This window comes from Neobacillus sp. B24 (assembly GCF_055381825.1).
Genome location: NZ_AP035777.1, coordinates 2,489,946 through 2,515,761, shown reverse-complemented (window position 1 = coordinate 2,515,761; position 25,816 = coordinate 2,489,946). Strand labels below are relative to the sequence as shown.

Annotated in this window: 19 protein-coding genes and 1 pseudogene; 7 read left to right on the top strand and 13 right to left on the bottom strand. The window is 40.9% G+C overall.

The genetic code is table 11. The features are described from left to right. Positions 1 to 156: 156 nt before the first annotated feature. Positions 157 to 654: pseudogene (locus ACZ43M_RS12445) on the top strand (DUF4188 domain-containing protein). A 797-nt stretch (positions 655 to 1,451) separates the two neighbouring features. Here the strand turns inward: ACZ43M_RS12445 and ACZ43M_RS12440 are convergent. The 4 genes from ACZ43M_RS12440 to ACZ43M_RS12425 all read right to left on the bottom strand — a co-directional run bounded on the left by ACZ43M_RS12440 (position 1,452) and on the right by ACZ43M_RS12425 (position 6,746). Then, entirely contained in the window at positions 1,452 to 2,966 is a 1,515-nt protein-coding gene (locus ACZ43M_RS12440; protein WP_464507721.1) for a hypothetical protein, read from the bottom strand. A gap of 80 nt (positions 2,967 to 3,046) precedes the next feature. Beyond that, positions 3,047 to 3,664, bottom strand: coding sequence for a hypothetical protein (locus ACZ43M_RS12435; protein WP_464507720.1), 618 nt, complete (start codon positions 3,662 to 3,664; stop codon positions 3,047 to 3,049). Between the two features lie 501 nt (positions 3,665 to 4,165). Continuing rightward, on the bottom strand, positions 4,166 to 5,101 hold the full coding sequence (gene hprK, locus ACZ43M_RS12430; protein WP_464507719.1) for an HPr(Ser) kinase/phosphatase: 936 nt from the start codon (positions 5,099 to 5,101) through the stop codon (positions 4,166 to 4,168). Positions 5,102 to 5,246: 145 nt separating this feature from the next. Then, the gene (locus tag ACZ43M_RS12425; protein ID WP_464507718.1) at positions 5,247 to 6,746 is read right to left on the bottom strand and encodes a malate:quinone oxidoreductase; all 1,500 of its coding nucleotides are present in this window, start codon (positions 6,744 to 6,746) and stop codon (positions 5,247 to 5,249) included. A 364-nt stretch (positions 6,747 to 7,110) separates the two neighbouring features. Here ACZ43M_RS12425 and ACZ43M_RS12420 point away from each other — a divergent pair, with 364 nt between their 5' ends. The 4 genes from ACZ43M_RS12420 (at position 7,111) to ACZ43M_RS12405 (ending at position 9,980) form a co-directional block, all read left to right on the top strand. After that, complete coding sequence (locus ACZ43M_RS12420) at positions 7,111 to 7,629, top strand: PadR family transcriptional regulator (protein WP_464507717.1); 519 nt, start codon at positions 7,111 to 7,113, stop codon at positions 7,627 to 7,629. 201 nt (positions 7,630 to 7,830) lie between these two features. Then, positions 7,831 to 8,952 carry an ABC transporter permease gene (locus ACZ43M_RS12415; protein WP_464507716.1) on the top strand — a complete coding sequence of 374 codons (1,122 nt, stop codon included), beginning with the start codon at positions 7,831 to 7,833 and terminating at the stop codon, positions 8,950 to 8,952. Further along, complete coding sequence (locus ACZ43M_RS12410) at positions 8,952 to 9,656, top strand: ABC transporter ATP-binding protein (protein ID WP_464507715.1); 705 nt, start codon at positions 8,952 to 8,954, stop codon at positions 9,654 to 9,656. The genes ACZ43M_RS12415 and ACZ43M_RS12410 overlap by 1 nt, the downstream gene beginning before the upstream one ends. Positions 9,657 to 9,668: 12 nt before the next feature. Further along, positions 9,669 to 9,980: a heme oxygenase gene (locus ACZ43M_RS12405; RefSeq protein WP_464507714.1), complete on the top strand. Its 312-nt coding sequence runs from the start codon at positions 9,669 to 9,671 to the stop codon at positions 9,978 to 9,980. Between the two features lie 137 nt (positions 9,981 to 10,117). On the opposite strand, the gene ACZ43M_RS12400 is transcribed toward ACZ43M_RS12405, so the two are convergent. Then, entirely contained in the window at positions 10,118 to 12,175 is a 2,058-nt protein-coding gene (locus ACZ43M_RS12400; protein ID WP_464507713.1) for a choice-of-anchor J domain-containing protein, read from the bottom strand. Between the two features lie 455 nt (positions 12,176 to 12,630). Between ACZ43M_RS12400 and ACZ43M_RS12395 the strand changes: the two genes are divergently transcribed. Further along, entirely contained in the window at positions 12,631 to 14,397 is a 1,767-nt protein-coding gene (locus ACZ43M_RS12395; protein ID WP_464507712.1) for a glycoside hydrolase family 3 protein, read from the top strand. Positions 14,398 to 15,151: 754 nt separating this feature from the next. On the opposite strand, the gene ACZ43M_RS12390 is transcribed toward ACZ43M_RS12395, so the two are convergent. The 3 genes from ACZ43M_RS12390 to ACZ43M_RS12380 all read right to left on the bottom strand — a co-directional run bounded on the left by ACZ43M_RS12390 (position 15,152) and on the right by ACZ43M_RS12380 (position 19,727). After that, positions 15,152 to 17,131 (bottom strand): acetoacetate--CoA ligase, encoded by a 1,980-nt coding sequence (locus ACZ43M_RS12390; RefSeq protein ID WP_464507711.1) that lies wholly within the window; start codon positions 17,129 to 17,131, stop codon positions 15,152 to 15,154. A 94-nt stretch (positions 17,132 to 17,225) separates the two neighbouring features. Beyond that, positions 17,226 to 19,016, bottom strand: a complete 1,791-nt coding sequence (locus ACZ43M_RS12385; RefSeq protein ID WP_464507710.1) for an ABC transporter ATP-binding protein — start codon at positions 19,014 to 19,016, stop codon at positions 17,226 to 17,228. Between the two features lie 285 nt (positions 19,017 to 19,301). Next, a complete protein-coding gene (locus ACZ43M_RS12380; protein WP_464507709.1) occupies positions 19,302 to 19,727 on the bottom strand; it encodes a MarR family winged helix-turn-helix transcriptional regulator in 426 nt (141 codons plus the stop codon). Between the two features lie 316 nt (positions 19,728 to 20,043). Between ACZ43M_RS12380 and ACZ43M_RS12375 the strand changes: the two genes are divergently transcribed. Beyond that, positions 20,044 to 21,285, top strand: coding sequence for an MFS transporter (locus ACZ43M_RS12375; RefSeq protein ID WP_464507708.1), 1,242 nt, complete (start codon positions 20,044 to 20,046; stop codon positions 21,283 to 21,285). A gap of 262 nt (positions 21,286 to 21,547) precedes the next feature. Here ACZ43M_RS12375 and ACZ43M_RS12370 read toward each other — a convergent pair whose 3' ends face one another. From ACZ43M_RS12370 to ACZ43M_RS12350, 5 genes are all read right to left on the bottom strand, one after another. Further along, positions 21,548 to 22,054 (bottom strand): hypothetical protein, encoded by a 507-nt coding sequence (locus ACZ43M_RS12370; RefSeq protein WP_464507707.1) that lies wholly within the window; start codon positions 22,052 to 22,054, stop codon positions 21,548 to 21,550. 21 nt (positions 22,055 to 22,075) lie between these two features. Then, complete coding sequence (locus ACZ43M_RS12365; protein WP_464507706.1) at positions 22,076 to 22,465, bottom strand: DUF6010 family protein; 390 nt, start codon at positions 22,463 to 22,465, stop codon at positions 22,076 to 22,078. Between the two features lie 377 nt (positions 22,466 to 22,842). Further along, positions 22,843 to 24,015 carry an ABC transporter permease gene (locus ACZ43M_RS12360; RefSeq protein WP_464507705.1) on the bottom strand — a complete coding sequence of 391 codons (1,173 nt, stop codon included), beginning with the start codon at positions 24,013 to 24,015 and terminating at the stop codon, positions 22,843 to 22,845. Then, positions 24,008 to 24,697, bottom strand: a complete 690-nt coding sequence (locus ACZ43M_RS12355; RefSeq protein WP_464507704.1) for an ABC transporter ATP-binding protein — start codon at positions 24,695 to 24,697, stop codon at positions 24,008 to 24,010. The genes ACZ43M_RS12360 and ACZ43M_RS12355 overlap by 8 nt, the downstream gene beginning before the upstream one ends. Next, positions 24,697 to 25,560, bottom strand: coding sequence for an efflux RND transporter periplasmic adaptor subunit (locus tag ACZ43M_RS12350; protein ID WP_464507703.1), 864 nt, complete (start codon positions 25,558 to 25,560; stop codon positions 24,697 to 24,699). The genes ACZ43M_RS12355 and ACZ43M_RS12350 overlap by 1 nt, the downstream gene beginning before the upstream one ends. Positions 25,561 to 25,816: the final 256 nt, after the last annotated feature.

Here is a 25,816-nt window from a genome sequence, read left to right as displayed (position 1 = left end):
CAGTATATCCCCCACTCTTCTCTTAGTTTGAAGGGCGGGATGTGCTGCCTTCTTTTTGTTTCCGGATATTTTTTTCAAAAAAAAATGGGTCACTAAGGCTGCCATGGATTGGTGCGATGTTACCCTAGAACAAATTACACATCAGGGGGAATAAAAATGGCCAAAAAATTATTTACCGGCAGTTATACAACGGAGAATCATGAGGAGCTTGTCATTTTCATTATCGGCATGAGGTTTAACAATCGTCTTGCGATTCATAAGTGGCTTCCGATTTTTACTGCTATGCCAGGAATGATTAAATAGCTTTATTCAAACAAGGATGAATTGGGTTTTTTATCGATGGAAAGCTTTTTTGGCCTCAGAACCACTGTCATGATCCAATATTGGCGCTCAATCGACGACTTGCTGTCGTATGCGCGAAACGAAAAGCACTTGACCGCCTGGAAAAATTTCAACAAAAAGGTCGGCAGCACCGATGCTGTGGGAATCTATCATGAAACATATAAAGTGCACGGCGGAGAATATGAATCTATTTATGGAAATATGCCGCGTCATGGATTAGGGAAGGCCATGAAACTTATACCAGTTAGCCCCGACCTAATGTCCGCCCGAAAACGGCTCAAAAATTCAGATATGACTACTAAGAATGAATAGCCATAATGAACTATATAGATGGTTGGATAGTTCTTACTTAATAAAAAGGGGCCTTTGAAAGTAACAGGTTCCGTTAACTATCGCAAACATTAAAAATACAATGCAAATTACCTTCAAATTGTATGGTTTTTGTTGATATAAAGTGATTTCGATATTTATTTTGGGGAATCTGTAGTGCAATTTGTATATTAAAATATAGAGGAACAATAGCCAGTTTATCTCCGCAAAATCACTCCATTTATACAGAAGATATTGGTGAGGCTCTGCTTCAACTAAATGTTGATTTCACTGTGTATGAAAAATAAACGGAGAATTTCCGTCTAAATCGGGAAATACCCATATTTCCTTAAGAATAAGGGGAGATTTTCCGCTTATATTATCCAAATCTCTATATTTTGTCTTATTTAGAGCAGTTACCCGGAATTTCTCCTCTTATTTCCTCTACTTAAGCTTACCTTATATGCATTAGGCGGAAATTCTCCGCTTATCAATTCCCATACCTACCTACGCAATCATCAATACGAGCAGGAGGACCTAACATATATACTTCATAAATAGGCAATCCGAAGAAATAGCAATTACAAGCAAAATAGCAAGGGTAGAAACCCTTGCTATTTTTAATGCTTTTAATCTCTCTAGTCTTACAAATTGCACTTCATTTTATTTACAAAAGGGAATACATTTTACTTTGCATTTTCCGGTGCAAAATAAACGTTTTGCGTTAGGAAACTGAACCCTTTACTTTAAAAAACGCTTTTTTTGCAGTTCTATATATAAATCTTTTTTCCAGTCATTATTTATGGTTTAGTTACTTCAAAGCCTAACCGGATCGCCGGGATGGCACTGCCGGGATGATCTTCACCATATGTCAGCTGAGGTGCCAGGTAGATATCAGGTTTTTGCTGTTTTCCGCGATATATTCCAGGATAGAAGTCGATGATGTGGTAGCCTGGTTCACCTGACGCGACCATATTAACGATAACTGTGCCAGCTGTATTAAACCCACAAACATAGCCAACATACCCATTGTCATAAGCTATCTGGTACGTATTATCATATTCCGTCCAGCCGACTCCCTTTATTTCAATCTGAAAAGGAGTTCCAGGCGGGCCGGATGCAGGTGTAATCTTCACTATGGACGGGGTAATACTCAAATATGCCTGGCCGTATATTTTCCCATTCACCTTCAAATCAATTCGATGCGGAATGCCTCCTAAATCATCTGGTACAGGAAAGGTTTTTGTAAATGCGCCTTGATCATCGGTTTCCAGTGTAAACAAATCTATTTGCTTCTCACCAAAACCATTTCCAGATACACGGCTTCCTCTCATCGTATTAAAAATGGCTTCTACTTTTTGATTCTTGGGGAGACCAGCAGCATTCATGGTTACATTTTCTCCGACAACACCTGAATCTTTATCCAAGGTGACTGTCACCCCTGACTCATTCTTTAATGCAGGCATGACAACACCGCCATCTGCAGCTGTTGGTAAGGCTTCAACTACGTTTGTTTTATCCACTTCTCCATCCGTAACTTCAAATGTGAAAAAAGGTACAGGCAAATAGGAGGTTGGTGCTTGCTCATGATTGATATAGGCCATTCCTAAATAGCCATGCCAAACCGTTAATGTATGCTTTCCGACTCCGCCTGAAGCACGAATTTTGGCAACTGCTTTCCCATCTGTTGTAATTGCTGTAAGAAGTCCAGTAAATTTATTATCATAGGTTAACTGCCAGTTTCGTTCCATATCCGCATAGCCAATACCATCAGCGGTAATGGTAATTTCGGTACCGACCGGTCCGGATTCAGGTGACATTTTGAAGGTAGGATTTACATGGATGTTGGCTTGTGTCATTAATTTGGTTCCTTGTTTGACCAGTATGGTATGATTTCCACCAAATCCGCTTGGAACCGCAAAGTCCCCTTCGAGCACGCCGTTAGCATCACTTTTTCCAGACGTTAAAGGGACCACCTTGTCCTTAAACGAGACCCCGGTAAACTCATACAATCCATTAAGATCGTATTTCCCCTCGACTGTTTTCCACTCTAAAGTTGTAGCTGAATTGGGTTCGAGACCTTTGATCGTATAATGGACTGGTGTCCCGACCTCTCCTTTGGTTGTGGAGAGAGTGATTTCACCTGGGAAAGCTGGCGTTTTCTCTTGTTTGGATTGTTCACTTTTATTACTTTTGGTTTCACTCTTTTTTTCCGTCGTCGTCGTTGTTGCTGTACCGATACTGCTGCAGCCGGCAACCATTATAATGAGAACCAATGCTGTAATCATATATATAATTTTATAGGCTTTAATCATATTTAGGCTCCTTCATTAAAAGAAATCCTGATATTTAAAGAACGAGGAGCGTTTTACAGCTCCCCATTCCATTGTTGTTATTAATCTGTGATGGTGAACTTATGATTTTTTGGCACCCAGACATCGAGAACGTGGCCGTTCTTGCCATTTGCTTTTGCTTTAAATTTATAGTTGTACTCACCAGTAGGCAGATCGATAACCTTAGCACCAGGATAGGCTTGACTGAAATAGAGAGCACTTACCCAGAATGGTTTGCCTGTGTTGGGATCCACACCTTCCCCTGATGCCGGGTCAGCATGATAAAAGAAGGGTAACTCTACCACCTTTTGCCCATTACTTGTGATTTCAACATAAATAGTGAAATTATCTAGCAATGCCGCTGCATCCTCATTAGTGGCAAATTCTTCAACACCAGCTGTAAAGACAATGTGTTCACCCGGATTACTCTTGCTGAACTCGTGCAAATCTGGTACACAACCTGCCTCACCTGATATGATTCCATCCACAGGTTGGTGATAAATTTCTGGGAAAAATTCGCCAACATCTTTAAAATCAACGCCAATCCCGCCGCTTTGTAAGGTAATCTGATTTGGTTTAATCTTGGTCTGGCCTTTTGCATTCGCGCTGAATCCCATTAATGGAATCAGTAATACTGCACTCAGCCCAGCTAATCCCAAAGTATAAAGCCACCTCTTCATCCACTTTCCTCCCTTGTTAGTAACAAACGTAAAAATCTGAGTTACCTCTTAAGAGTATTACAGGAAGTTATTCCTTAAGCTAAAAATTTTTCCAAATTTTACTACAATATACCCAGCGGCTCGACAAAAGTCCTATGAAAAAAGATGGAGAACGACCATTCGTTAAGAACGTTGTTTATCTCCATCTTTTACAAATACTATTTTGGTTTTTTATTAGATTACTATTTATTACGCTAATATGGGATTTGCTGGAATGTTAAAGATAAAATTGGCTTTGCGAAGAGGGTAAATGTCTTTGATCCGGCTTCATAAAGACAAAACCGCGTTAGATTTAAGGCTAAAATGTCTTTGATTTGGTTTTTTCTGGAATATCAAAGACAAAATTACCTTTAAAAGGAGTTAAAATGTCTTTGATCCGGCCTCTTAATGACAAACTCGCCTTAAATCGAGGCAGAAATGTCTTTGATTTGGATTTTACTGGTAAATAAAAGGCACATATACCTATTTCACCCCTGAATTCCCCATCTCCGCCTCTATCCTGCTCATAAATTCCTCTGCCGCACTGTATCCCTGTTGCTTCAGATACCAGTTGTTTGCCGCTGCCTCAATTAAGCCGGCGACATCACGTCCTGGCTGGAGCTGGATTTCAATCGAAGGGATCTTGACACCCATATAATCTGTATAGTGAAACTCCTGATCCAAATCGTTGTACAGGGCATCTTTTTCCCACTTCGTTAAATGAATATCAAGCGCAATTCGGGTTTCATCCTGAAACGCCTTGCGGCCGTATAATCTAACCACGTTCAACAGGCCAATACTTCGTAACGCTAGAAACTCCTTGGTTTTTTCATCATGAGTACCTAGGATCGTTTGATGGCTTAGTTTCTTTAAAACTACGATATCATCTGCAACCAGACGGTGTCCCCGTCGTATTAAGGTATGGGCTGTCTCACTTTTTCCGACTCCCGAATTTCCACGAATCAAAACCCCAATCCCGGACACATTCATGCATACACCATGCACAGCAATTTCGTCTGCTAATTCCTTTACCAAAAAAGCATCCAATTTAGGAATAAACTCGGAGGTAATCTCAGGCTTTTTAGTGACTAGCAAGGGAATCCCCTGGTCTGCACAATGGTGCATTAAATAGGTAAGTCCCTCCTCACCGCACGTGACGATAAAACATGGCGGATGGTAGTGAACAATGTTTCCGATTCGAACTTTTCGTTCCTCTTCACTTAGGCTATGTAAATAAGTAACTTCCTTTTTTCCTAAAATTTGCACCCGCTCAGTTGGAAAAAAATCAAAGTAGCCCACAAATTCAAGGCCCGGACGATGCACTCGTGGTTGTGTTATCGTATTTTGCAGCTGGGCCTCACCGGCCAGTACCTTCAATGAAAACTTTTGCATCAAGTTTTCCACTGTTATTTTTTTCACCCTATTATCACGTCCTATTGGCATTTTAATAAAATTATACTTAAGTATCCTGGAAACGTCATCCATTAACAACATGAAAAAAAGCTAGGCAAGATTCTCTTAAATAAAAATCTTGTCTAGCTAATATTACTTCGTTGCAACTGTCCTACGATACACTCTGACGTTTTTGTGCAGATTCTTCCTTCAGACCAAGCGCTCGCTCAGTTTGGGCGTTTATTACTTTGAAGAGATCTGGATTTTCCATTAGTGAGACGCCATATGATGGAATCATTTCTTTTATTTTTGGTTCCCACGCCTGCAACTGCTGCGGGAAGCATTTTTTAATGACTTCCAGCATGACATTAACCGCTGTAGAAGCACCTGGTGAAGCTCCGAGCAAGGCAGCGACTGAGCCATCAGCAGCACTGACAACTTCGGTACCAAATTCTAGAGTTCCTTTGCCGCCGGCTTCGGTATCTTTAATTACTTGGACACGTTGACCCGCTACTACGATATCCCAATCTTCGCTTTTCGCATTTGGAATAAATTCCCTTAACTCTTCGATCCGCTGTTCTTTTGATAACATCAACTGTTGAATCAAATATTTTGTTAACGGAATGTTTTTTGCACCTGCCGCTAACATGGTTACAAGGTTATTCGGATTTACAGATGTTATTAAATCCATATTTGAACCGGTTTTTAAGAATTTTGGAGAAAAACCGGCAAATGGTCCAAACAGTAATGATTTTTTGTTTTCAATAAATCGAGTGTCAAGATGCGGTACTGACATTGGTGGTGCTCCAACCGCAGCTTTGCCGTATACCTTTGCATGATGCTTCTTGACAACTTCCGGATTGTTACATACAAGGAATAGACCGCTTACAGGGAATCCACCAATATGCTTACTTTCCGGAATTCCTGTCTTTTGCAATAAATGCAAGCTGCCTCCGCCGCCGCCGATAAAGACAAATTTTGCTGAATGGCGTTGGATGGCACCGGTATCCATATTCCACACTTTCAATTCCCAAGAGCCGTCATCTTTACGTTTAATATCTTCCACTAGATGATTGTATTTGATTTCAACATTTTGCTTCTGTAAATGATCAAACAACATGCGCGTTAATGCACCAAAGTTAACATCCGTGCCGGAATCTATTTTCGTTGCGGCGATCGGGTCCTTTGAAGTGCGGCCATCCATAATCAGCGGAATCCATTCCTTCAATTTTTTCGGATCTTCGGAAAATTCCATCCCTTGGAAAAGCGGATTGTTCGAAAGCGCTTTAAAGCGTTTTTTCAAAAATTCCACATTCTTTTCCCCTTGCACGAGACTCATATGAGGCAATGGCATGATAAAGTCATGTGGATTACGAATTAAATTGCTATTTACAAGATATGACCAAAACTGTCTTGAAACCTGGAACTGTTCATTAATTTTAATTGCTTTACTAATATCAATTGAACCGTCCGGTTTTTCGACGGTGTAGTTTAGCTCGCACAGTGCAGCATGCCCTGTTCCCGCGTTGTTCCATTCATTAGAGCTTTCTTCTCCTGCTTTTTCAAGCTTTTCAAATACTGTAATGTTCCAGTCCGGTACTAATTCTTTCAAGATGGTACCTAAAGTGGCACTCATGATCCCGGCTCCGATTAAGATTACGTCTGTTTTCACTGTTCCCATCCCTATCCCCAAAGTTTTGCAGAAAGGTTGTAAGCGCTCCTGCCTAGAAAAAAACAGTAAGCGAAGGGGCGAAAAATCATACACCTTTTCTGGAATAATAATAATTAATTAACATTGTATCACAAATTGATTTATAGTTTAAAATTTTTTACCTACTTTGACAGTAATAATGTTAATAAGCATGTGCCGGCTGTCTGCTTCCAAATAAAAATGTTCATTCGCTATAAAAGTCAGTGTTTACTTAGAATATGTAGATTAAGGATATCATTCCCTAGTTGTTAAGCCTTCAATTGACTACAAATAAAATATGCGAGAAAATATAAACCAAGAGATGTTAGCAGAAAGGGGGATCTCAATGGAAGAACGCTCGCTTATTTTACTTGGATTGCTCATGAGTCAAAGTCAACATGGATACCAAATCAATGAATTTATAGAGAGAAATCTAAGTGCAGTTACAGATATGAAAAAACCTACTGCTTATGCCACTTTAGATAAACTCAGTCATAACGGATATATTGACATTCAGTTAGAGCAAGAAGGGAATAGACCGACCCGAAAAGTGTACTCCATTAATGAAAATGGCAAGAAATATTTTTACGAATTATTATTGCAGAATTTATCTTCAGCTGAAAGTGTGAATTATCAAGGAGATATTGGGTTAATGTTTATTGATTTTCTCCCTTTAGAAAAAACAATTCCTGCGCTGAGAGAACGGTTGAATAATAATAAGAGATTATTAGAAATCATTAAACAAACCCCATCCCACGGAGAAAGATCAGGAGTTAATCTTGCGGTAGAACATAAGATGGCAATGTTAGAAGCAGAGGTTGCCTTTCTTGAAAAATCGATAAGAAAGCTTTCTTCTCACTTGTAATCATCCTCCCTCTATCAATAGTTCTAAATTCGAGGAAACCTTGTTAAGGGGTTTCCTTTTTCTATATACGAAGATCAAATCCCCCACTGACTCCTTTTCTGTTTCTAATTAGTCATGTTTGACTAATCATCGATATAATAATATAATACTAATAAATTAGTCACATATGACTAATCAAAAAAATCTAAAGGAGGACCTACATTGTTTCTAGCTTTAAAAGAATTAAAACATGGCAAATATCGTTTTCTTATGATTGGAATTATAACCGTCCTTATAGCTTGGCTAGTCTTTATTCTATCAGGTTTGGGAAACGGACTTTCCACACTGAGTGCCGCCACATTCAAAAATATGAAAGCAGATTACGTTACTTTTGAAGAAGGCTCCAGAGCCTCTATGAGCCGTTCATTATTACCTGAATCATTAGTGGCTGATCTAGAGGACCAAGATCAAGTTTCTTCAGCAGCGCCGATGGGAGCTACAATGGCTACCGTTTTAAAATCCACTCCTTCCAAAGATAGTGAAAAAGTAGATATTGCGATATTAGGTATCACGCCGGGGAGTTTTTTAGAACCAAATATTATTGAGGGAAACCCTCTTAATAATGATACATCACTAGGAGTGATCGCTAATGACACCTTAAAGGACAAAGGATTTAAAATTGGGGATACACTCACCATCGAAGGTTCATTAGAGGAAATGGAAATTATCGGATTCGTAGAAAACGAAACGTACAATCATTTACCTGCTATTTTTACCACACTAGATAAATGGCGCTCGATTCAATTCGCAGCACCTGGGTCTGATAACGGTATTAAGAATCCTGTAAATGGGATTATGCTTCAAGGAGAAAATATTGACCCGCAGAAATTAAATGATACTTTCGATAACACGGAAATTGTCACAAAGGCGGACGCAATCCAAGGAATGCCTGGATACAAAGAGGAAAACGGTACGATTATGATGATGCTTGCCTTCCTTTTAGCTATCTCTGCTTTTGTGCTAGCTGTTTTCTTTTATGTACTTACCTTGCAAAAATCCAATCAATTTGGCATTTTAAAAGCAATTGGCGCTAGTAATGGATTTTTAGGTAAAACCATAGTTTCACAGGTATTTATACTTTCATTTAGCAGTATTGTGGTCGGAATACTCTTAACCTATGGAACAGCACTCATTCTCCCAGAGGGAATGCCGTTTACACTAGATCTAAAGCTTGTTGTCATTTATGCTATTATATTGCTCGTGATATCCATATTAAGTTCATTGATATCCATCCGTAAAATTACAAAAATAGACCCACTTCAAGCCATTGGGAGGATAGAGTAATGTCAGGAATAACGTTTAATCATGTTTCCAAGGTCTATCAACAGGGGGAAAATCAAGTGGTTGCGCTTCATGATGTTTCCCTTTCCGTCGGCCAAGGAGAATTTATTGCCGTCGTCGGTCCCTCAGGTTCTGGTAAAAGTACGTTTCTCTCTATTGCAGGGGCCTTACTGCAAGCCTCCGAAGGGGAGGTAACCCTTAATGGAAAACAAATCGGGGATTTAAAAGAGAAAGAGTTATCAAAAATACGCCTTGAAGAAATAGGATTTATCCTACAAACTAGCAATCTTGTTCCCTATTTAAATGTTCTCGACCAATTACTTGTTATAAAAAAAATGTCGGGTAAAGTGACAAAGACAGATAAAGAAACTGCCAAAGAGTTACTTCAACATCTTGGGTTAGAATCAAAAATGAAGAAATTCCCGGAACATCTATCCGGAGGAGAACGTCAGCGAACGGCTATTGCTCGTGCCTTGATGAATAATCCTTCGATTATTTTGGCAGATGAACCAACAGCAAGTCTTGATACTCAAAGAGCTCATGAGGTCGTCCAGCTTATCGCAAGAGAGGTTAAATCTAGGAATAAAGCAGCCATTATGGTAACCCACGATGAACGAATGTTAGAGTACTGTGACAAAGTATATCGGATGGAAGATGGTAAACTGATGCCGGCTGACTTTCATTTAAAAGCTGCAAAAAACAATTAGGAGGAATAAACCATGATTATTGTAACAAACAGAATTAAAACAAAATTAGGCTTTGCTGCAAAAATGGCTCCAATGTTCACAAGACCAGGAGCCTTACAGACAATGGCGGGTTTTGTAAAAGTCGAAGTATTAATTACTAAAAATCTTTCCGAATACGATGAGCTAAATGTAAATATGTACTGGAACACGATGGAAAACTTTACCCAATGGAAAAATAGTGCAGCCTTCAAAGAAGCCCATACAGGTCCAACAAGCGGCGGTCAAGATTCGCCAATCTTGGGAAGCGAAATTATTATTTCTGAAGTCGCTTCGACTTTAGAATAAATACTTGATTACTTTTTGGGGAAGCTTGTAGTCAGTTCCCCTAACACACTAGACAAAAAGAAGGCTAAACAAGTTTGTAAGAGATAATACATCTTGTTTAGCCAATACCGTAAAGGAGCGCACTGCTTCACGATTTTTTATTTCTTTTTATTAGCCTTCATAATTAAATCATAATCATAAACCGCACTTCCACCTTTACCTGGGGCAGGTGCATAGGTGACCATCATGACGACTTTGGAGTATTGAGCACTTCTCAGCATATCGCGAAGGTCTACCTTATCAGTTTCACTCATATTTAGCAGGTTAGGGAATTTAATGACTTTAACATGATTTTCATTCCCCTTTGCAATTCCTTTTTTATAACCAATAAACTGAACTTGGTAATTTACATAATCCTTTGTTGCTTGTTCTAAACTCAAGAAGCCTTCGGTAGACTTCATTTCATCGACCACCACTTCATTTAACTTAAGGTTAGATACATACCAGCCTGCTTCATTCGACGCCCAGTCTGTCATATAGCGGAAGGCTACGAGTATTTTTTGACCTGCGTATTGAGATAGGTCAAAGCTTTCAGTTGTCCAGCCATTAGAACTTCCGGTAAAGCCTGGTACATTTGCTTTAATTTTTGGATAGCCATTAGGGTCAACCTCATCAGTTGTATTTCCATTTTCTAAGGAAGTCCATGTTTTCCCATTATCTGTGGATACCTGGACAACGCCATAATCCCATTCTTCTTCAATATCATATTTTGTATCGAAGGATAGGGTTGAATTGGTTTTACTTGTTAAATCAAGGTCTTTAATTAAGAAATTGTCCTGTTCATCCCCTTGATTGCCCCATAGTACTTGACCTCTTTCTGGATCAGTTACTGTTGTCCAGTTTGTACCGAGGAAATCAATTCCTTTAAAATAGAGATGGTCAATTTTCTTATCAGGTGTAATTACTTTGAAATCAGTTCCCCATGCAGGAGCACTCTTTTCTAACTTTGCTGCAGCCTCGATATTAGGATTAAGATTGATGGAATTAAAATTATACGTTTTACTATCTCCTTGATACTTCCCATCTAGCATAACTGCCGTCAAGAAATCTTGGTATAGAGCATTAAAGTCTCTCTTACTGCCCATTTCTTGTAAAACCGCATTAATGCTATTGATCCCTTGTAACTGATTTTTAAATTCTTTCTGGATAAATTCTTTACCGAATTGTTCGTATAAATATAGTTGGAATAGATAAGCAGTTCCATAGTCTCCTAGAATTTGAAGATCAGTCTGGTCTCCCCATAGAGTTAAGGAGTTCTTCAGGTTATTCATAAAGAAGTCGACATGTGATGCTGCATGACCATATCCAACCTCAAATTGTGCAAAATCAGCTAATCCCTCATTGATGAAGTTTTCTTCTGCATCATCACTGTCGCGGTGAAGTAAATGTTGAAACTCATGGGCAAACGTTCCTTCATACAAATAAGGTCTTGCAGCATTTGGACCTGTCCGGTTTTTCCAATCAAAACTATCAATCGTCATGACATTTCGGTCCGCTAGGTCACTAATGGTGTTTGAAAAATATCCTGCAATATAACTAGGATAATTCGGATTGTCATAGTTAGCGTCTTTAATGTTATCTACAAGGATAACGACACGCCCTGATTCATCCTTATATTCAGGCAGAGCTCCATGTTCTCCTTTTCTTTCTGCAGGTGCACCGAAAAAGGCAACCTCTTGTTCATACATTTTTGTATCAAATTCATTTAATAGATATTTTACTTGTTCATCAGTTACCACTGATACTCCGGCAGCATTTCTTGGATCTCCTGGCTTATACGAAAGATCATTGGCTACCCATACCTCTCCATATTTCCCTACACCTTTGAGAGTAAAATCTCTTAGTCTATATTTTCCATCTCGATCATCATGTGTAACCCAGCGCACAACTTTCCCTATATCACCTGCAGTTACGGATTGCGCTCCTGCTTGTCCGCCTTCCGATGACTCTCCTCCGTTTACATCATAGCTGAAATCAACTTTTCCTTCTCTAAGTACCTCTTCTACCGTTTCAGACCGAAAATCTGAACCTACCTCCTGCACCTTTGGGTCGGGATTGTATCCCTTCACTTGTGCACTTGCTCCTGCTGGGACTAACATACTACCCACTATTGCGGCAGTAGATAAAACTGATAGAAATTTTTTCGATTTCTTCATTGTCTTCCTCCTTTTATATTAAAAATATGTATTGCCTAATAATATTACTAGGAGGATTCAGAATATTTTGTAATAATTTGATAGGAGAATTCTTTTATTTTTCGTTTTCTTTTTTAACTTTCGACACTTCTTGAGCTTAAAATTCAATCGGAATCCAACAAAGAATATTTCCGTTTAAGAAAGAGGAAAAGAATGTGTCACAATTTAGTCTGAACGGCACACACTTTTCCTCTTTTTAATCATTTACTTTGGCATTCACTATTACTATGCTTTTTGTATGAATCCTATATTGTAAAGAGTATTTCGCCTGTCGAATTAGTATGACTATAGATTCATTTTTTCCAAATGGTACCATTTGTTATTGTCCACTTTAGATTAGCATGATAACCTGAAATTAAATTTCACTATTATTACCAAGTAGTGATATTTAATTTCAATTATGAAGGAGGAAGAATATGAAGAAGTTAAGCACCATCATCAGCTCAGTACTTTTAGCTTCTACACTCACCTTACCTATCGGTGCAGCGGCCCAGACAACCAACGATCTACACTACCCAGACCCTCAATCACCCAACGCTGTAAATGGTATGGTACAAAGAATCATTGCCCATATGACCGATAAAGAAAAAATCGGTCAGCTTGTCATGCCTGCCACCCAAGATAATTCAATGAAAATGCCAGATGAACGAACACAAAAATTAATCCAAGAGTACCATGTCGGTTCGGTGATTGTGTATGATAATCGCAACGCCGAAACAACGGCGAAATACAATAATCAGCTCCAACAATGGGCACAGGATACCCGCTTAGGTATCCCGTTATTTATTACGGCCGATCTTGAATATGGTGCAGGAATGCACGTCACAGATGCAACCGCTTTCCCACGCCAAATGGCTATTGGCGCCACGAGAGACATAAAGGCTGCTGAGGAAATGGCGGAAATTACGGCCATTGAGTCAAAGGCAACCGGTTTTAACTGGAACTACTCCCCTGTTGCTGACGTGAATACCAATCCGGCAAACCCAGTCATTGGCGTTCGCTCGTTCGGTGAAAAAACAGACTTAGTTTCACAATTTACTGCTGCTCAAGTTAAGAGTTATCAAGAAAACGGACTTCTCGCTACAGCAAAACATTTTCCTGGCCACGGTGATACAAGCGTCGATTCCCATTTAGGACTTGCTTCTGTTACCTATGACCGGAAAACACTTGATGAAGTTCATCTGCCGCCATTTAAAGCAGCCATTGACGCCGGCGTTGATTCCATCATGACCGCACATGTTATTATTGAAGCGATTGATCCAGAGCTTCCTGCTACTTTATCGAAAAAAGTACTTACCGGTCTTCTGCGTGAAGAAATGGGTTACAAAGGAATCATTGTAACCGACGCGATGAGCATGGATGCTATTAATGCTAACTGGGGTGCCGGGCATGCAGGTGTCATGGCCATCAATGCCGGTGCCGACATTATTATGGCTACCGGAACCTTCGAGCAGCAAATTGAAACCTACGATGCCCTGTATGAAGCATTGGAGTCTGGCGAGTTAACAGAAAAACGAGTGGATGAATCGCTAAAACGCATCCTCACAGCCAAATTTAAATATGATCTATTTAATGATCGTTACGATGATCCTGCCAAAGCTACAGAAGTTGTGAGCACATTGGCACATAAACAAGCAGCAGACGAACTGGCCAGAAAGTCGATTACCCTTTTGAAAAATGACAACGTGCTGCCTTTCAATGCCGCTTCCGCTGAAAAAACACTTGTCGTTGGGCCAAAGATTTATAATTCTACGAGACAAATTGATCAAATCATTCAAAAAGTAAATGACAAAGCGACTGGAGAGGTTCTAAGCAAGATTACTGCCACCAATGCAAGTGATGCTGAAATTGCTGCAACTCTTGAAATGGCAAAACAGGCAGACCGAGTGATTGTTGCTACCTTCTCACCAGGTGAACTGGCTCAGGGTCAAACGAAGCTGGTGAAAGCACTAGAAGCCACTGGAAAACCAGTCGTTGTGATGGCATTAGGCCTGCCATATGATATTAAGAATTTCCCTGAAATAGGTGCCTATCTTGCTACCTATGCCATTGAGCGCTGGGGCTCCCCTGTACCTGCATCCTGGAACGCTGGCGTTGACGTCATCTTCGGGATACAACCAGGAGGAAAACTCCCAGTTAACATTGCAGGTTTCTATCAATTTGGAGATGGGTTAAACTACTAATAAGTAGAAAAAAGAGATTGGGATTCTTAATGGGTTTCGGTGCCTATCGCAAAACGTCAATTTGCACATAAATATGTAAATCATAATGTGATCCTTTTTGAACTATATAAATAAAGAGATAAAAAATCTTATAAATAGCAAGGGTTCATTCCCTTGCTATTTTGCTTTTTATTGCTAAATTGCGATTTAATAGGGTTGAAAGCATTTCCTCCTTCGTATCGGCTTTTGTGTAGGCATGAATTTCATAGGCGGAGAATTTCCGGCTAATTTATATTGATAAGCTTAAGAAGCGGAAATAAGCGGAAAATTTCTGGTTAACTACTCTAAATAAGACAAAATTCAAAGATTTTGATAATATAAGCGGAAAATCTCCCCCTATTTTAAGGGAAATATGGGTATTTCCCAACTTAGCCGGAATTCTTCCGTTTATTTTTCATTCCTGGCAAATCAACACCGAGATACAGCAGAGCCTAAACTGAATTTTTTCTGTATATCATTTTGCAAGTAAAAATGTAGTGCTGCGGTACACTGACTTTTGTATCCCCACATTTTAATATACAATTCGCACTGCAAATTCCCCCAAAGTAAATATCGAAATCCCTTTATACAAAAAAAAACAGACCTCCAAATTACCATACAATTTGAAGGTCAATTTTTTTGTATTACATTTGCGATATTTAACGGTACCCGTTATAGGACTCCAATCTTTAAATCGAAAAAAGGTCTCTACGAAGCAGGGGTCGAAACCCATGCATCATATATTTTTCTGAAACTCAACGAAATATTGGATGGTATTTGGATTTGCCAATGAGCCCAGGTTAACGGCTTTTTCGACTGGAGTGCCCATCAGTATTTTTTTGATTGGCACCTCGAGTTTCTTGCCATTCAGTGTTTTTGGCAGTTCATCAACAGGGAAAATCTCATTCGGAACATGCCTTGGAGAACAATTCTGGCGAATAACCTGATTGATTCGCTTCTTCACGTCATCCGTAAGCGCTTCCCCCTCCTTCATGACCACAAACAAGGGCATATAGGATTCTTCGCTGCTTATAGGAATATCCACTACTAAGCTATCAAGTACCTCAGGTATGCTTTCCAGCGCACTGTAGATTTCACTTGTTCCCATCCGAACTCCACCCCGATTAATCGTCGCATCGGAACGTCCATAAATGATGCCACTTCCCCTTGCTGTAATTTTGATAAAATCACCATGGCGCCAAACGCCAGGGTAGACATCAAAATAGCTGTCGTGATAGCGCTCGCCATTTTCATCATTCCAAAAATAAATCGGCATCGACGGCATCGGTTCCGTGATAACCAGCTCGCCAATTTCATCAATTAATTCTTTCCCATAGTCGTCAAAGGCTTTCACTGCCGCCCCAAGTGAGCGTGCCTGAAGTTCTCCAGAATGAACCGGCAATAGTGGTGAGCCGCCGACAAAGGCGGTACAAAGGTCCGTCCCCCCGCTTGTTGACACAAGCCAGAGATCTTCCTTCACCTGCTGGTATACCCAATCAAAGCCGCTGACAGGGAGCGGTGATCCCGTTGATCCGATGCTTTTTAAATGAGACAAATCAAACTGTTCCTTTGGTTTAACACCAGCCTTCATACATGCGGTAATAAAGCCGGCAGAGGTGCCAAATACCGTCATTTTTGTGGACTCAGCAAACCGCCAAAGGGTTTCGTAATTTGGATAGCCAGGATTTCCGTCAAAAAGCAAAATGGTAGCACCCGTCAAAAGCGTGCTGGCAACGACATTCCACATCATCCACCCGGTCGTCGTAAACCAGAACAGCCGGTCCTCAGGTGTAACATTCTTCTGCAAACCAATCATTTTCAACTGCTCAAGCAAGATTCCTCCTTGACTTTGGACAATCGCTTTCGGCTTTCCTGTTGTTCCCGACGAGTATAAAATCCAGAGCGGATGATCGAACGGAACCGGCTCAAAGTTCAAGGCTGCGCCTTCATTCTTTGCAATAACCCCGTTCCAAAGGACAGCATCCCTCAACCCATCAAGTTTAGGCTGCTGCTGCAAATAAGGGATAATGATGGTCTGGGTTAAGGTCGGCAATTCCTCCTGAATCTTCTTGATTAATTCAAGCCGGTCAAAATCCTTGCCGCCATAACGGTACCCATCAACCGCAAATAACACCTTGGGCTCAATTTGTTTAAAGCGATCAATTACGCTCATAATGCCGAATTCCGGAGCGCAGCTAGACCAAACTGCGCCAATGCTGGCGCAGGCTAGAAATGCGGTAATTGTTTCATGGATGTTTGAAACATAGGCAACAACTCGGTCACCAGGCTGGACACCTAACGACTTTAAATGAGTAGCAATCGCCGCCGTTTCCTTTTTTAGCCTAGACCAAGTGATCTCCCCTTGCGATCGAATTTCCGTTTCATAGATAATCGCCGCTTTTTCAGGAACTTCATTACGAAAAATATGCTCCGCATAGTTTAAGGTCGCCCCTGGAAACCACTTGGCCCCCGGCATTTTTTTATCTACTAAAACCTGATCATAAGGTGTTTTCGCCTGAATATCATAGAAGTGCCATATCGCTGACCAGAAACCTTCTATGTCGGTCACGGACCAATTCCACAGCTGCTCGTAAGTCTGGAAACATATTCCCCGCGTTTCCTCGAGCCAGGACAAAAATTTTTTCATATTTGATTCATCTTGGAATTGTTGTGATGGTTCCCATAAAAGTTTCCCTTCGATTCGTTCAACTGTCATTCCCATTCCCCCAAATGTTCATTTTGATGAAGGTCCCCTATAACCATATACGAGTTGGGAATGGTAATTTCCTTCTGAATATTAAAAATTTTTACTAAACACTAGCTGGTTGGGCGATTTTTCTGCTATGAATGGATGATGGAGCTGATTTATTTTGTTTCATATACAGGTCCTTATAATACCCATCAAGTGCAAGCAGGCTTTGATGATTCCCGCTTTCAATAATTTCCCCGTTTTTTACGACGAAAATTGTGTCCGCATGTAGAATGGTCGACAGCCTGTGTGCAATCATGACAATTGTTTTGTCATGAGCCAACTCACTAATGGAATTCTGCACCAGCTTTTCACTCTCATTATCCAGCGCGCTCGTCGCTTCATCAAGGATGATCATCGAAGGATTTTTTAAAAAGACACGAGCAAGTGAAATCCTCTGTTTCTGACCACCGGAAAGTTTGACACCCCGCTCTCCAATTTCGGTATCATACCCCTGAGGCAGCATCGAGATAAACTCATGTGCATATGCCTTTTTGGCAGCCGCAAGGATTTCTTCGTCAGTGGCATCAAGTTTCCCCATTTTCAAATTATCTCTTATCGAAGTGCTGTATAAAAAGTTATCCTGGGTGACAATTCCCATGTGCTCACGTAAACTTGCCAGCGAATAGTTTTTGATATTAGTATTGTCGATTAAAACCTCACCGCTTGAAACATCGTACATTCTTAGCAGCAGTTGGAGAATCGTACTCTTCCCGCCCCCGCTCTCACCGACGAAAGCGTACGTTTTTCCTTTTTCAAGTGTTAGCGTGACATGCTTTAGTGTGTTCTTTTTTCCATCATAGGAAAAAGAAACATCCTCAAATTTAATAGAATCTGTCAATTCCTTTAGGTCCACCGGGTTTTCTATTTCCGTAATCGCCGCCGGAGTGTGGAAGAACGAAAAGATTCGGTTTAAGGCGACACTGCCTTCGGTGATGGCCGGGTAGGCATTCACCAGCGCGGCAACCGGACTTCTCATTTTATCAACGTAGGCAAAAAAGGCGATTAAACTGCCGACCGTCAAGCTGCCGTCGATGACGAACAGGCTGGCGACGATGGCCACAATGAATGGTGTCATGTCACTGAGAACATTCACAAGGGACAACATAATGGCATTAATCCTGGCATGGCGGTCTGTTAAACTGTCAAACTTGGTTAAGTGCTGCTCAAGTTCAGCTTTGTCTCGCTTTTCCGCGGCGAATAATTTTGATAGGAACGCCCCTTGGATTTTTTCAAAAATAAACCCGCTCATCACGGAGCGATATTGCATCATGCTGCGGGTACTGCGTTTGAATTTTTTTGAAAGAAAATGGGCCAATATAAATTGAAAACCAACAAGAAAGATTGAAAGGATGGCTAATTTGATATTGAGTGTCATCATGACGACGATAACAAACAGGAGAACAATCATTTCAATCCAGATATTCCCGAACATCGCTGTCAGGAATCCTTTCACTTTTTCGATATCATCGAAAAACCGCGTTCCGATTTCTCCGCTTTTGTTATCCACAAAATACTTAGCATCCAGCGAATGCACCTTTTTAAAAGCATCTCGGCGCAGCTGCTTGATGATATTGTTGTTGGCCTTATGAATACAGAATTGCCTTACATATTCCATCGGGGTCCGGATGAATAGAAAAATGACAATCATACCGGCAGCAATATACAGTAATTGCTCTAGCATTTGGCTCCGTGTTAATGACTCGTTTTGCAGCAGCCCATCAAAAATGTATTTTAAAATGAGCGGCACAAACAACGGGATCAGGAAGCGAAACAGACTTCCTACGAAACCAATCATATAGAGACGACGGACTTGTTTGACATAGGGTAAAAATAACTTAAAATCTTTCATTTTGGGAAACTCCCTTCACTGTATTCTATCTGTTCTCATTGTACGGCGGTTTGTGCTGCCTCCAACCGCATACTTTTCGAACACCACCGCAGTGTTTTTGAGTTACCCCGCAAGTTTTTGTAGGTGGCTAAATAAAAAAAGACTTCCAGTTTGGAAGCTCTTCAAATTAACGTGAATAGACTAGATTTTGAGAAGTGATTTTTTGATATGCCGCCAACCACCAGAACAGCTCCCTCTTTAAGCTGTGCAGGTTTCTTATATTCTGATGAATGAAGTTGAACGATATTATTTCATTGAGGCGGAAATATTATATTTTCGCAATAGGTCGCCAAAAAGTTTCTGTTCTTCCTTTGACCATTCCTTTAAATTTTCTTGGATAAGCGCAAATCGCATTTGCTGGTGTTCCTTAAATTCTTTTGTCCCTAATTGTGTTATTTCTAAAGAGTAAGCCCTTCTGTCTGAAGGATCAGGAATCCGGTAAACATACCCCTTTTGCTCCAGTGCTGCAGCTTGTCTGCTTATCGTTGAAATATCTAAGTGGAATTCCTCTGCAAGTGTCTTTACCCCAGCTGGTCCATCTGAAATGATTCGATGAAGCAATAGATATGCGGAACGATCTAAGTGACCAATTTTTCGATTAGCAGAAGTTACACGGCGAATAAGGATAGCCAACTCCAAATCAATGATTTCCAGTGAATTATCTTCCATCATTAGTCCTCACTTTACTCATGTTTACACTTTCTATCGTACCATAAGGTTAAAAATTTCGGGTAATTTCCCTGTGATTTATAAGATTATTCAGAATATACTATTGACTGAAAACTATATAGTTGTATAATACAATAATGTACTTTCATGATACAACTTTATGGACGAAAGGATTGAAAGGAGGGAAATAAATTAAGCGTACCAGTGAATGCCATGGCATAATAGGCGGCATTATTTGCAGTTGAAATGTCACTAAGGCTTTTTTCAGAATGCTGCTATAAATAATCGTAATTAAAAACAAACAAAGGGGAATTGGAATATGTCGTCAACACCACAAACTATGGCATCCTCAAAATCGGCTTCAACAATGGAAGTAAATAAAAGTTTTTTAAATCAACCTAGAGCCGTTTGGGCTGTCTTTTTTGCATGCATCATTGCTTTTATGGGTCTTGGACTTGTGGACCCCATCCTCGTAACAATTGCCCACCAGCTTCATGCAACACCAAGTCAAGTTACCTTGCTATTCACCAGCTATAATGCAGTAATGGCTGTGGCCATGTTAATTACTGGTGCCATCTCATCCCGACTTGGCATTAAATGGACTCTACTCTCAGGAATTATTATTATTGCTGTCTTTTCTGCACTTGGCGGACTTTCAAACAACATCTGGGTGCTTGTGGGACTCCGTGGCGGATGGGGACTAGGTAATGCCTTATTTGTTGCCACCGCTTTAGCAGCCATTGTATCTCTCTCGACAAGCGGCACTGCGAGAGCGATAATCCTGTATGAAGCTGCAATTGGTTTAGGTATTTCTGTAGGTCCTCTGCTCGGCGGCTGGCTTGGCGGTATGTCTTGGAGAGGCCCTTTTTTAGGGGTTGCAACATTAATGGTTGTGGCTTTTATTGGTCTTATCACATTTATGCCAAATACGAAACAGCAATTAGCAGCTTCTCAAGCAAAAACTTCTATACGGGACCCGTTCCGCGCATTAAAACACCGTGCCCTATTAGTTTTTGGTATCGGTGCTGCCCTTTATAATTTTGGTTTCTTCACTTTATTAGCCTACGCACCATTTGTGATGGGACTCGATGAGCATGGCATTGGTTTTGTCTTTCTAGGTTGGGGAATTCTGCTTGCCGTTACATCTGTCTACATGGCGCCAATTCTTCAACGTAGATTCGGTACTGTAAAATCGATGTCGGCGATGTTGACGATATTCGCTCTCGTTTTACTAGCAATGGGAATTTGGACCTCGACACAATGGGTAATCATTGCAGCAGTTATTTCTGCAGGTGCTTTGTTGGGCAATAACAACACGTTGATTACGACCGCAGTCATGAACTCCGCACCTGTTGAACGTTCAACTGCTTCTGCCGCCTATAGCTTTCTTCGCTTTATCGGAGGGGCAATTGCTCCCTATTTTGCCGGCAAACTCGCCGAGTGGTTTAACCCAAGTATGCCATTTTTTGTAGGAGCTGGATTTGTCATTATTTCCGTCATCTTTATAGCGTTGAACCATAAACACGTTAAACACGTGGATAATGTTCGTTCCGGTCATTAATTTTGATCAAGGTTACAACGAGAGCGGCAGCCTGGCTCGGTATGCACATTGTTCACAGAACACAATAGCAGGAAAAATCGGAGTGTAGGTCTTAGCAGGCTTCTCCGTTACCATTTACTTGTCCTGTACTATTTTCGGTAACGTAGAATGCCTCTACGTTACCGTTTACTTACTCCATAGCGATTTAGGTCACGTAGACTGCATCACTACGTTACCAGCGATTGATTCCGCTACCGGATTTAAGGTCGTCTTGTTAAAATTATTAAATCGCGGTGTGATGGTCTTTCCCTCGTTTCTTAGATTGCAAGTAATGAAATCCGAACAGCATAAAACCAATGGACACTAAAACGAGAAGGGAAATTTTTAAAAATAAAGGCAGGTATATAAAGGCAATGGCAAACCAAGCGAATAGCAGTGAAACCGGGCTGGTGGCTTTAAGAAGCTGATAAACTAAGCGTGTGATGCCGCTGCGATTGTACGGTGTTGCTTCCAATAAGAAAATGGTTGGATTCATGATGGTACCATAGATAAGAGGGATGAAGACATATAGTGGTAATTGGGACTTTGTCGCCATTTCCAGTAAATATACAATCCCAACAGCAAAGGCCTGCATGAAATAGTCGAGATGCGCAGATTTCAATTTTCTTGCATTAGTAAAAATTCTCCTTGCCAGCGAATCTTTTTGATAGTAAACGGCAGCAAGCGGCAGTGACAATACTATGCCGATCATAAACGAGAATAGCCCCCACTGCAGTAATAGGATATTCATTGCTTTCATCCTTCCTTACTATTAATAAAAACTAAAAATGAAAATACCGACGGTAAAATCGTATGCGGCGCATAATGGTGGAAACCATCTTACTACCTTTGTTTTAATGATTCTTGGATGATGAAGCATATCCCATATTCCATGGAGGATAAACCCGGCCCCAACCCAGAAAGGTGAATGCGTCAGCCCAAGGATTGCGAGGTTAAAAAATATCAAAGCCATGACGGTTTCAACGGAAAGCCAGGTAACTCTAGAATCCGATAAGGCAGCCCCTGCATAAACACATGCGGTAAAGGCGAGGAACAGCGTAAACAATTGATAGGAAACAGGAACTGTGAAACTATAAAATATCCGAATCACGAGCAAAGAAAGCAATACTCCGGTAGCAATCATCTTTACATTCGATTTCATCGTAAATTCTCCCTTCATTTTTCAAGAATTGGTTTATGAAACTATCATATTTCATGAAAGGACTCTCCTACGCGCAAATATTTTTGAAATCCCCGCAAAAAATTAGGGAACATCCGCAAGCATTGTGTATTTTAATGCGTGGTGTAGTGTGAAATTCTGAGGCTTCACCTCTTATGATTGTTTCAAAGAGCGCTTCAAGGGGAAAAAGTTTGGGACACGTGTCTCATGAAGGCTTCATAGTACACGTCAGGGATAGAATCCGGGACACCGTCTTATGAAGGCTTCATAGTGCGCGTCAGGGTTAAAAAATCTTGGGACACGCGTCTTATGAACTACTACAAAAAAGGACCGGATCGCGCCGGCCCTTTCAAATATACCTATACACTTCTTAACGCATCAATCGGGTTTAGCTTAGAAGCCTTTCTCGCCGGAGCAAGGCCAAAAATTATCCCAATCGCAGCCGAAAACCCAAACGCCAGGAGGATGGTGGAGGTGGCGAGTGCAAAATTCGCGCCGATGACCAAACAAACAACATAGGCAATCCCTGCACCAAGCAACAACCCAATACTACCGCCGAATAGCGACAAAAAGACTGCCTCCAGGAGAAACTGCTGTTGAATCCGCTTCGGTTCCGCCCCGAGCGCCTTCCTTAACCCTATTTCCGTCGTTCTCTCCGTTACTGAAACCAACATCATATTCATAATTCCAATACCGCCGACGACAAGAGAAATCGAAGCAATCCCGCCGAGCATCAGCGATAGCATTGTTGTCACCCTATTAATCGATGACAGCATATCCTCCATATTGATGACCATAAAACCCTCACTGTTATAATTAAACGCCTGGTTTAACACAGATTCGATATCACTGGTGATTTTTTTTGATTGATTGGCGTCACTCATATACACATCAACATTATTTATAAATCCGGTTCCTAGGATACTCATAGAGGTCGTGTATGGGATAATCACTGCATCATTATTGGAGGAGTCAGAAAAGCTGCTCGACTCTTGCAGCGTTCCAATGACGGTGTAGGTCACCCCGGCGATTTGCATTTTTTTGCCGATTGGATCTTCTCCCCAAAACAATTCTTCCGCAATATTGGCTCCAATCAGGCACACTTTATTCTCATTTTCAATATCCAAGATATTCAGACCCCTTCCTGTATCCACAAGGTCCTTTGTCTTGGAAAAATAAACATCATTTTTCCCTTGAACAGAAACTTCCGTTTTTTCCTTGCCTTCATAGACTACAGTCGTTTTACCGGAAAGGGTTGGCGACACACCGGCCACATTGTCAATTTCCGCAAGTTTTTCAATGTCGCTGTCCATCAAGCCCTGCTTTAGCGGCGTGCCGATTGCCTGCACCGTTATTTTATCAGCCCCAAAAGATGAAAACTCGCTTGTCATCCCATCCATCGCCCCTTTTACGATGGTTATTAGGGCGATGATCGAAGCAACCCCAATGACAATGCCGAGCATCGTCAGGAACGAGCGCAATTTGTTATGGATGAGATTCATCCACGACATTTTGAAATTTTCCTTAAACATAGGCAAACTCCTCTCTTAGCTTACCGTCCAAAATCCTTACAATTCTGCTTGCATGTTTAGCAATCTCGATATCATGCGTAATCATGATGATGGTCCTTCCCTCTTCATGAAGCTCATGAAACAGCTCCATTATCTGCTGGCCAGTTTTTTGGTCGAGGGCACCCGTTGGCTCATCAGCCAGTAAAATCGTCGGCTCTGTCACCATGGCCCGTGCGATAGCGACACGCTGCTGCTGACCGCCTGAAAGCTGATTCGGGCGATTCTGCAATTTATCACCAAGCCCCACCCTTTCGAGCATATTACGTGCCCGCATTCTTCGTTCCTTTTCTGGTACCTTGGCATACACCAGAGGAAGCTCCACATTTTGAGCGGCGCTTAACCTCGGCAGAAGCTGAAATTGTTGAAAAATAAACCCTACTTCTTTATTGCGGATTACAGCAAGTGACGATTCATCCAGCTCATCAACCTTTTGATTCGATAGAAAATAATCTCCGCTTGTCGGTGAATCGAGACAGCCAATAATATTCATCAGCGTCGATTTTCCTGAACCAGATGGACCGAGAACCGCGACAAAGTCCCCTTTATTGACTTCCAGATGAATATTGTTTAAGACTACTTGTTCTTCCTCACCCATTAAATAGGTTTTTGTTATTTGCGTCATCTTCAAAATTTGGCCGCTCATTATTGAGCACCTCCATGCATCATCGCTGGAACAACGGCATCTTTCTCGGTAACCACCACTTCATCACCAGTGCTGATTCCGTCTTTTATCTCAATAATGGTTCCATCGTTAATACCCGTCACAACATATTTTTGGGTTGGTGCGCCTTCCTCTGATGGAATTAACACATATGGCTTATTTTTACTATCAAAATTAATGGCTTCCATGGAAAGGGTTGTGACACCCGAAACATCTTGTTTCAATATTTTCGCTTCAGTACTCATACCCACTTTCACGGTATCATCTTTCCTAAGGTCAATCGTTGCTGTAAAGTAGGAAATACCGTTTTCATTGACCGCTTCTTTTGAAATGGCCGAAACCGTTCCTTTAATTTCTTTTTCTAGTGCATTGATGGCTACATTTACCTCTTGGCCAACGGAAATAAATTTCAGATCGTATTCGTCAACTTTTACTGTCGTTTGCAGCACGGAATAGTCAACAATATCCACCAGCTGGGCACCTGCCATCACATCGCCATTTTTCTCTACATGGATTTTGGTAATTTCACCGGCTAAGGTGGACTTAATTTTCTTACCCTGTTTCGTTACCAAGAGGACGTCGCCTTCTTTCACTTGATCTCCTGTTTTAACTTTTACTTCTTTTATTTGTATTACTTCTTCACTATTGATGGTTTTCTTGTTCTTAGCTTCAACTGCGCCTGAAAAACTGTAGTAGGTTGTAATGTTTGCTGTTTGCGCTGTTTCTTTTTCAAGAGCACTAGTGCCCTTCAGTGAAAATATGACAGTTGAAATTATCGTTACTACCGCAAGTCCGGCAATCACCCAGATCACAATTTTCTTTTTACCCTTCTTTTTTGTGTTCATTTCCTCTACCTCCCTTATTGGATGATTTCATTCTACGGTGATTTCCAGCCTCACAAACCGCAGACATTTGGAAACCCACCGCAGAAATTGCGGGGATCCCCGCATGTATTTTGAAGGGAGTGGTTTTACTCTCGGATAAGCAGCATTTACTCTCGGATAAGGAAAAATTTCTCTCAAAATGAAATTCTCTTTAATAAGTGTTCATGAATGAAACATTTTCCGGGAATATTATGGACATTGTATTTGAATGGGAGGC

Coding starts and splice junctions, on each gene's coding strand:
- ACZ43M_RS12440 (WP_464507721.1), bottom strand. CDS start 2,966: ATGATTAAAGCCTATAAAATTATATATATGATTACAGCATTGGTTCTC.
- ACZ43M_RS12435 (WP_464507720.1), bottom strand. CDS start 3,664: ATGAAGAGGTGGCTTTATACTTTGGGATTAGCTGGGCTGAGTGCAGTA.
- ACZ43M_RS12420 (WP_464507717.1), top strand. CDS start 7,111: ATGGAAGAACGCTCGCTTATTTTACTTGGATTGCTCATGAGTCAAAGT.
- ACZ43M_RS12410 (WP_464507715.1), top strand. CDS start 8,952: ATGTCAGGAATAACGTTTAATCATGTTTCCAAGGTCTATCAACAGGGG.
- ACZ43M_RS12405 (WP_464507714.1), top strand. CDS start 9,669: ATGATTATTGTAACAAACAGAATTAAAACAAAATTAGGCTTTGCTGCA.
- ACZ43M_RS12400 (WP_464507713.1), bottom strand. CDS start 12,175: ATGAAGAAATCGAAAAAATTTCTATCAGTTTTATCTACTGCCGCAATA.
- ACZ43M_RS12395 (WP_464507712.1), top strand. CDS start 12,631: ATGAAGAAGTTAAGCACCATCATCAGCTCAGTACTTTTAGCTTCTACA.
- ACZ43M_RS12390 (WP_464507711.1), bottom strand. CDS start 17,131: ATGACAGTTGAACGAATCGAAGGGAAACTTTTATGGGAACCATCACAA.
- ACZ43M_RS12385 (WP_464507710.1), bottom strand. CDS start 19,016: ATGAAAGATTTTAAGTTATTTTTACCCTATGTCAAACAAGTCCGTCGT.
- ACZ43M_RS12380 (WP_464507709.1), bottom strand. CDS start 19,727: ATGATGGAAGATAATTCACTGGAAATCATTGATTTGGAGTTGGCTATC.
- ACZ43M_RS12375 (WP_464507708.1), top strand. CDS start 20,044: ATGTCGTCAACACCACAAACTATGGCATCCTCAAAATCGGCTTCAACA.
- ACZ43M_RS12370 (WP_464507707.1), bottom strand. CDS start 22,054: ATGAATATCCTATTACTGCAGTGGGGGCTATTCTCGTTTATGATCGGC.
- ACZ43M_RS12365 (WP_464507706.1), bottom strand. CDS start 22,465: ATGAAATCGAATGTAAAGATGATTGCTACCGGAGTATTGCTTTCTTTG.
- ACZ43M_RS12360 (WP_464507705.1), bottom strand. CDS start 24,015: ATGTTTAAGGAAAATTTCAAAATGTCGTGGATGAATCTCATCCATAAC.
- ACZ43M_RS12355 (WP_464507704.1), bottom strand. CDS start 24,697: ATGAGCGGCCAAATTTTGAAGATGACGCAAATAACAAAAACCTATTTA.
- ACZ43M_RS12350 (WP_464507703.1), bottom strand. CDS start 25,560: ATGAACACAAAAAAGAAGGGTAAAAAGAAAATTGTGATCTGGGTGATT.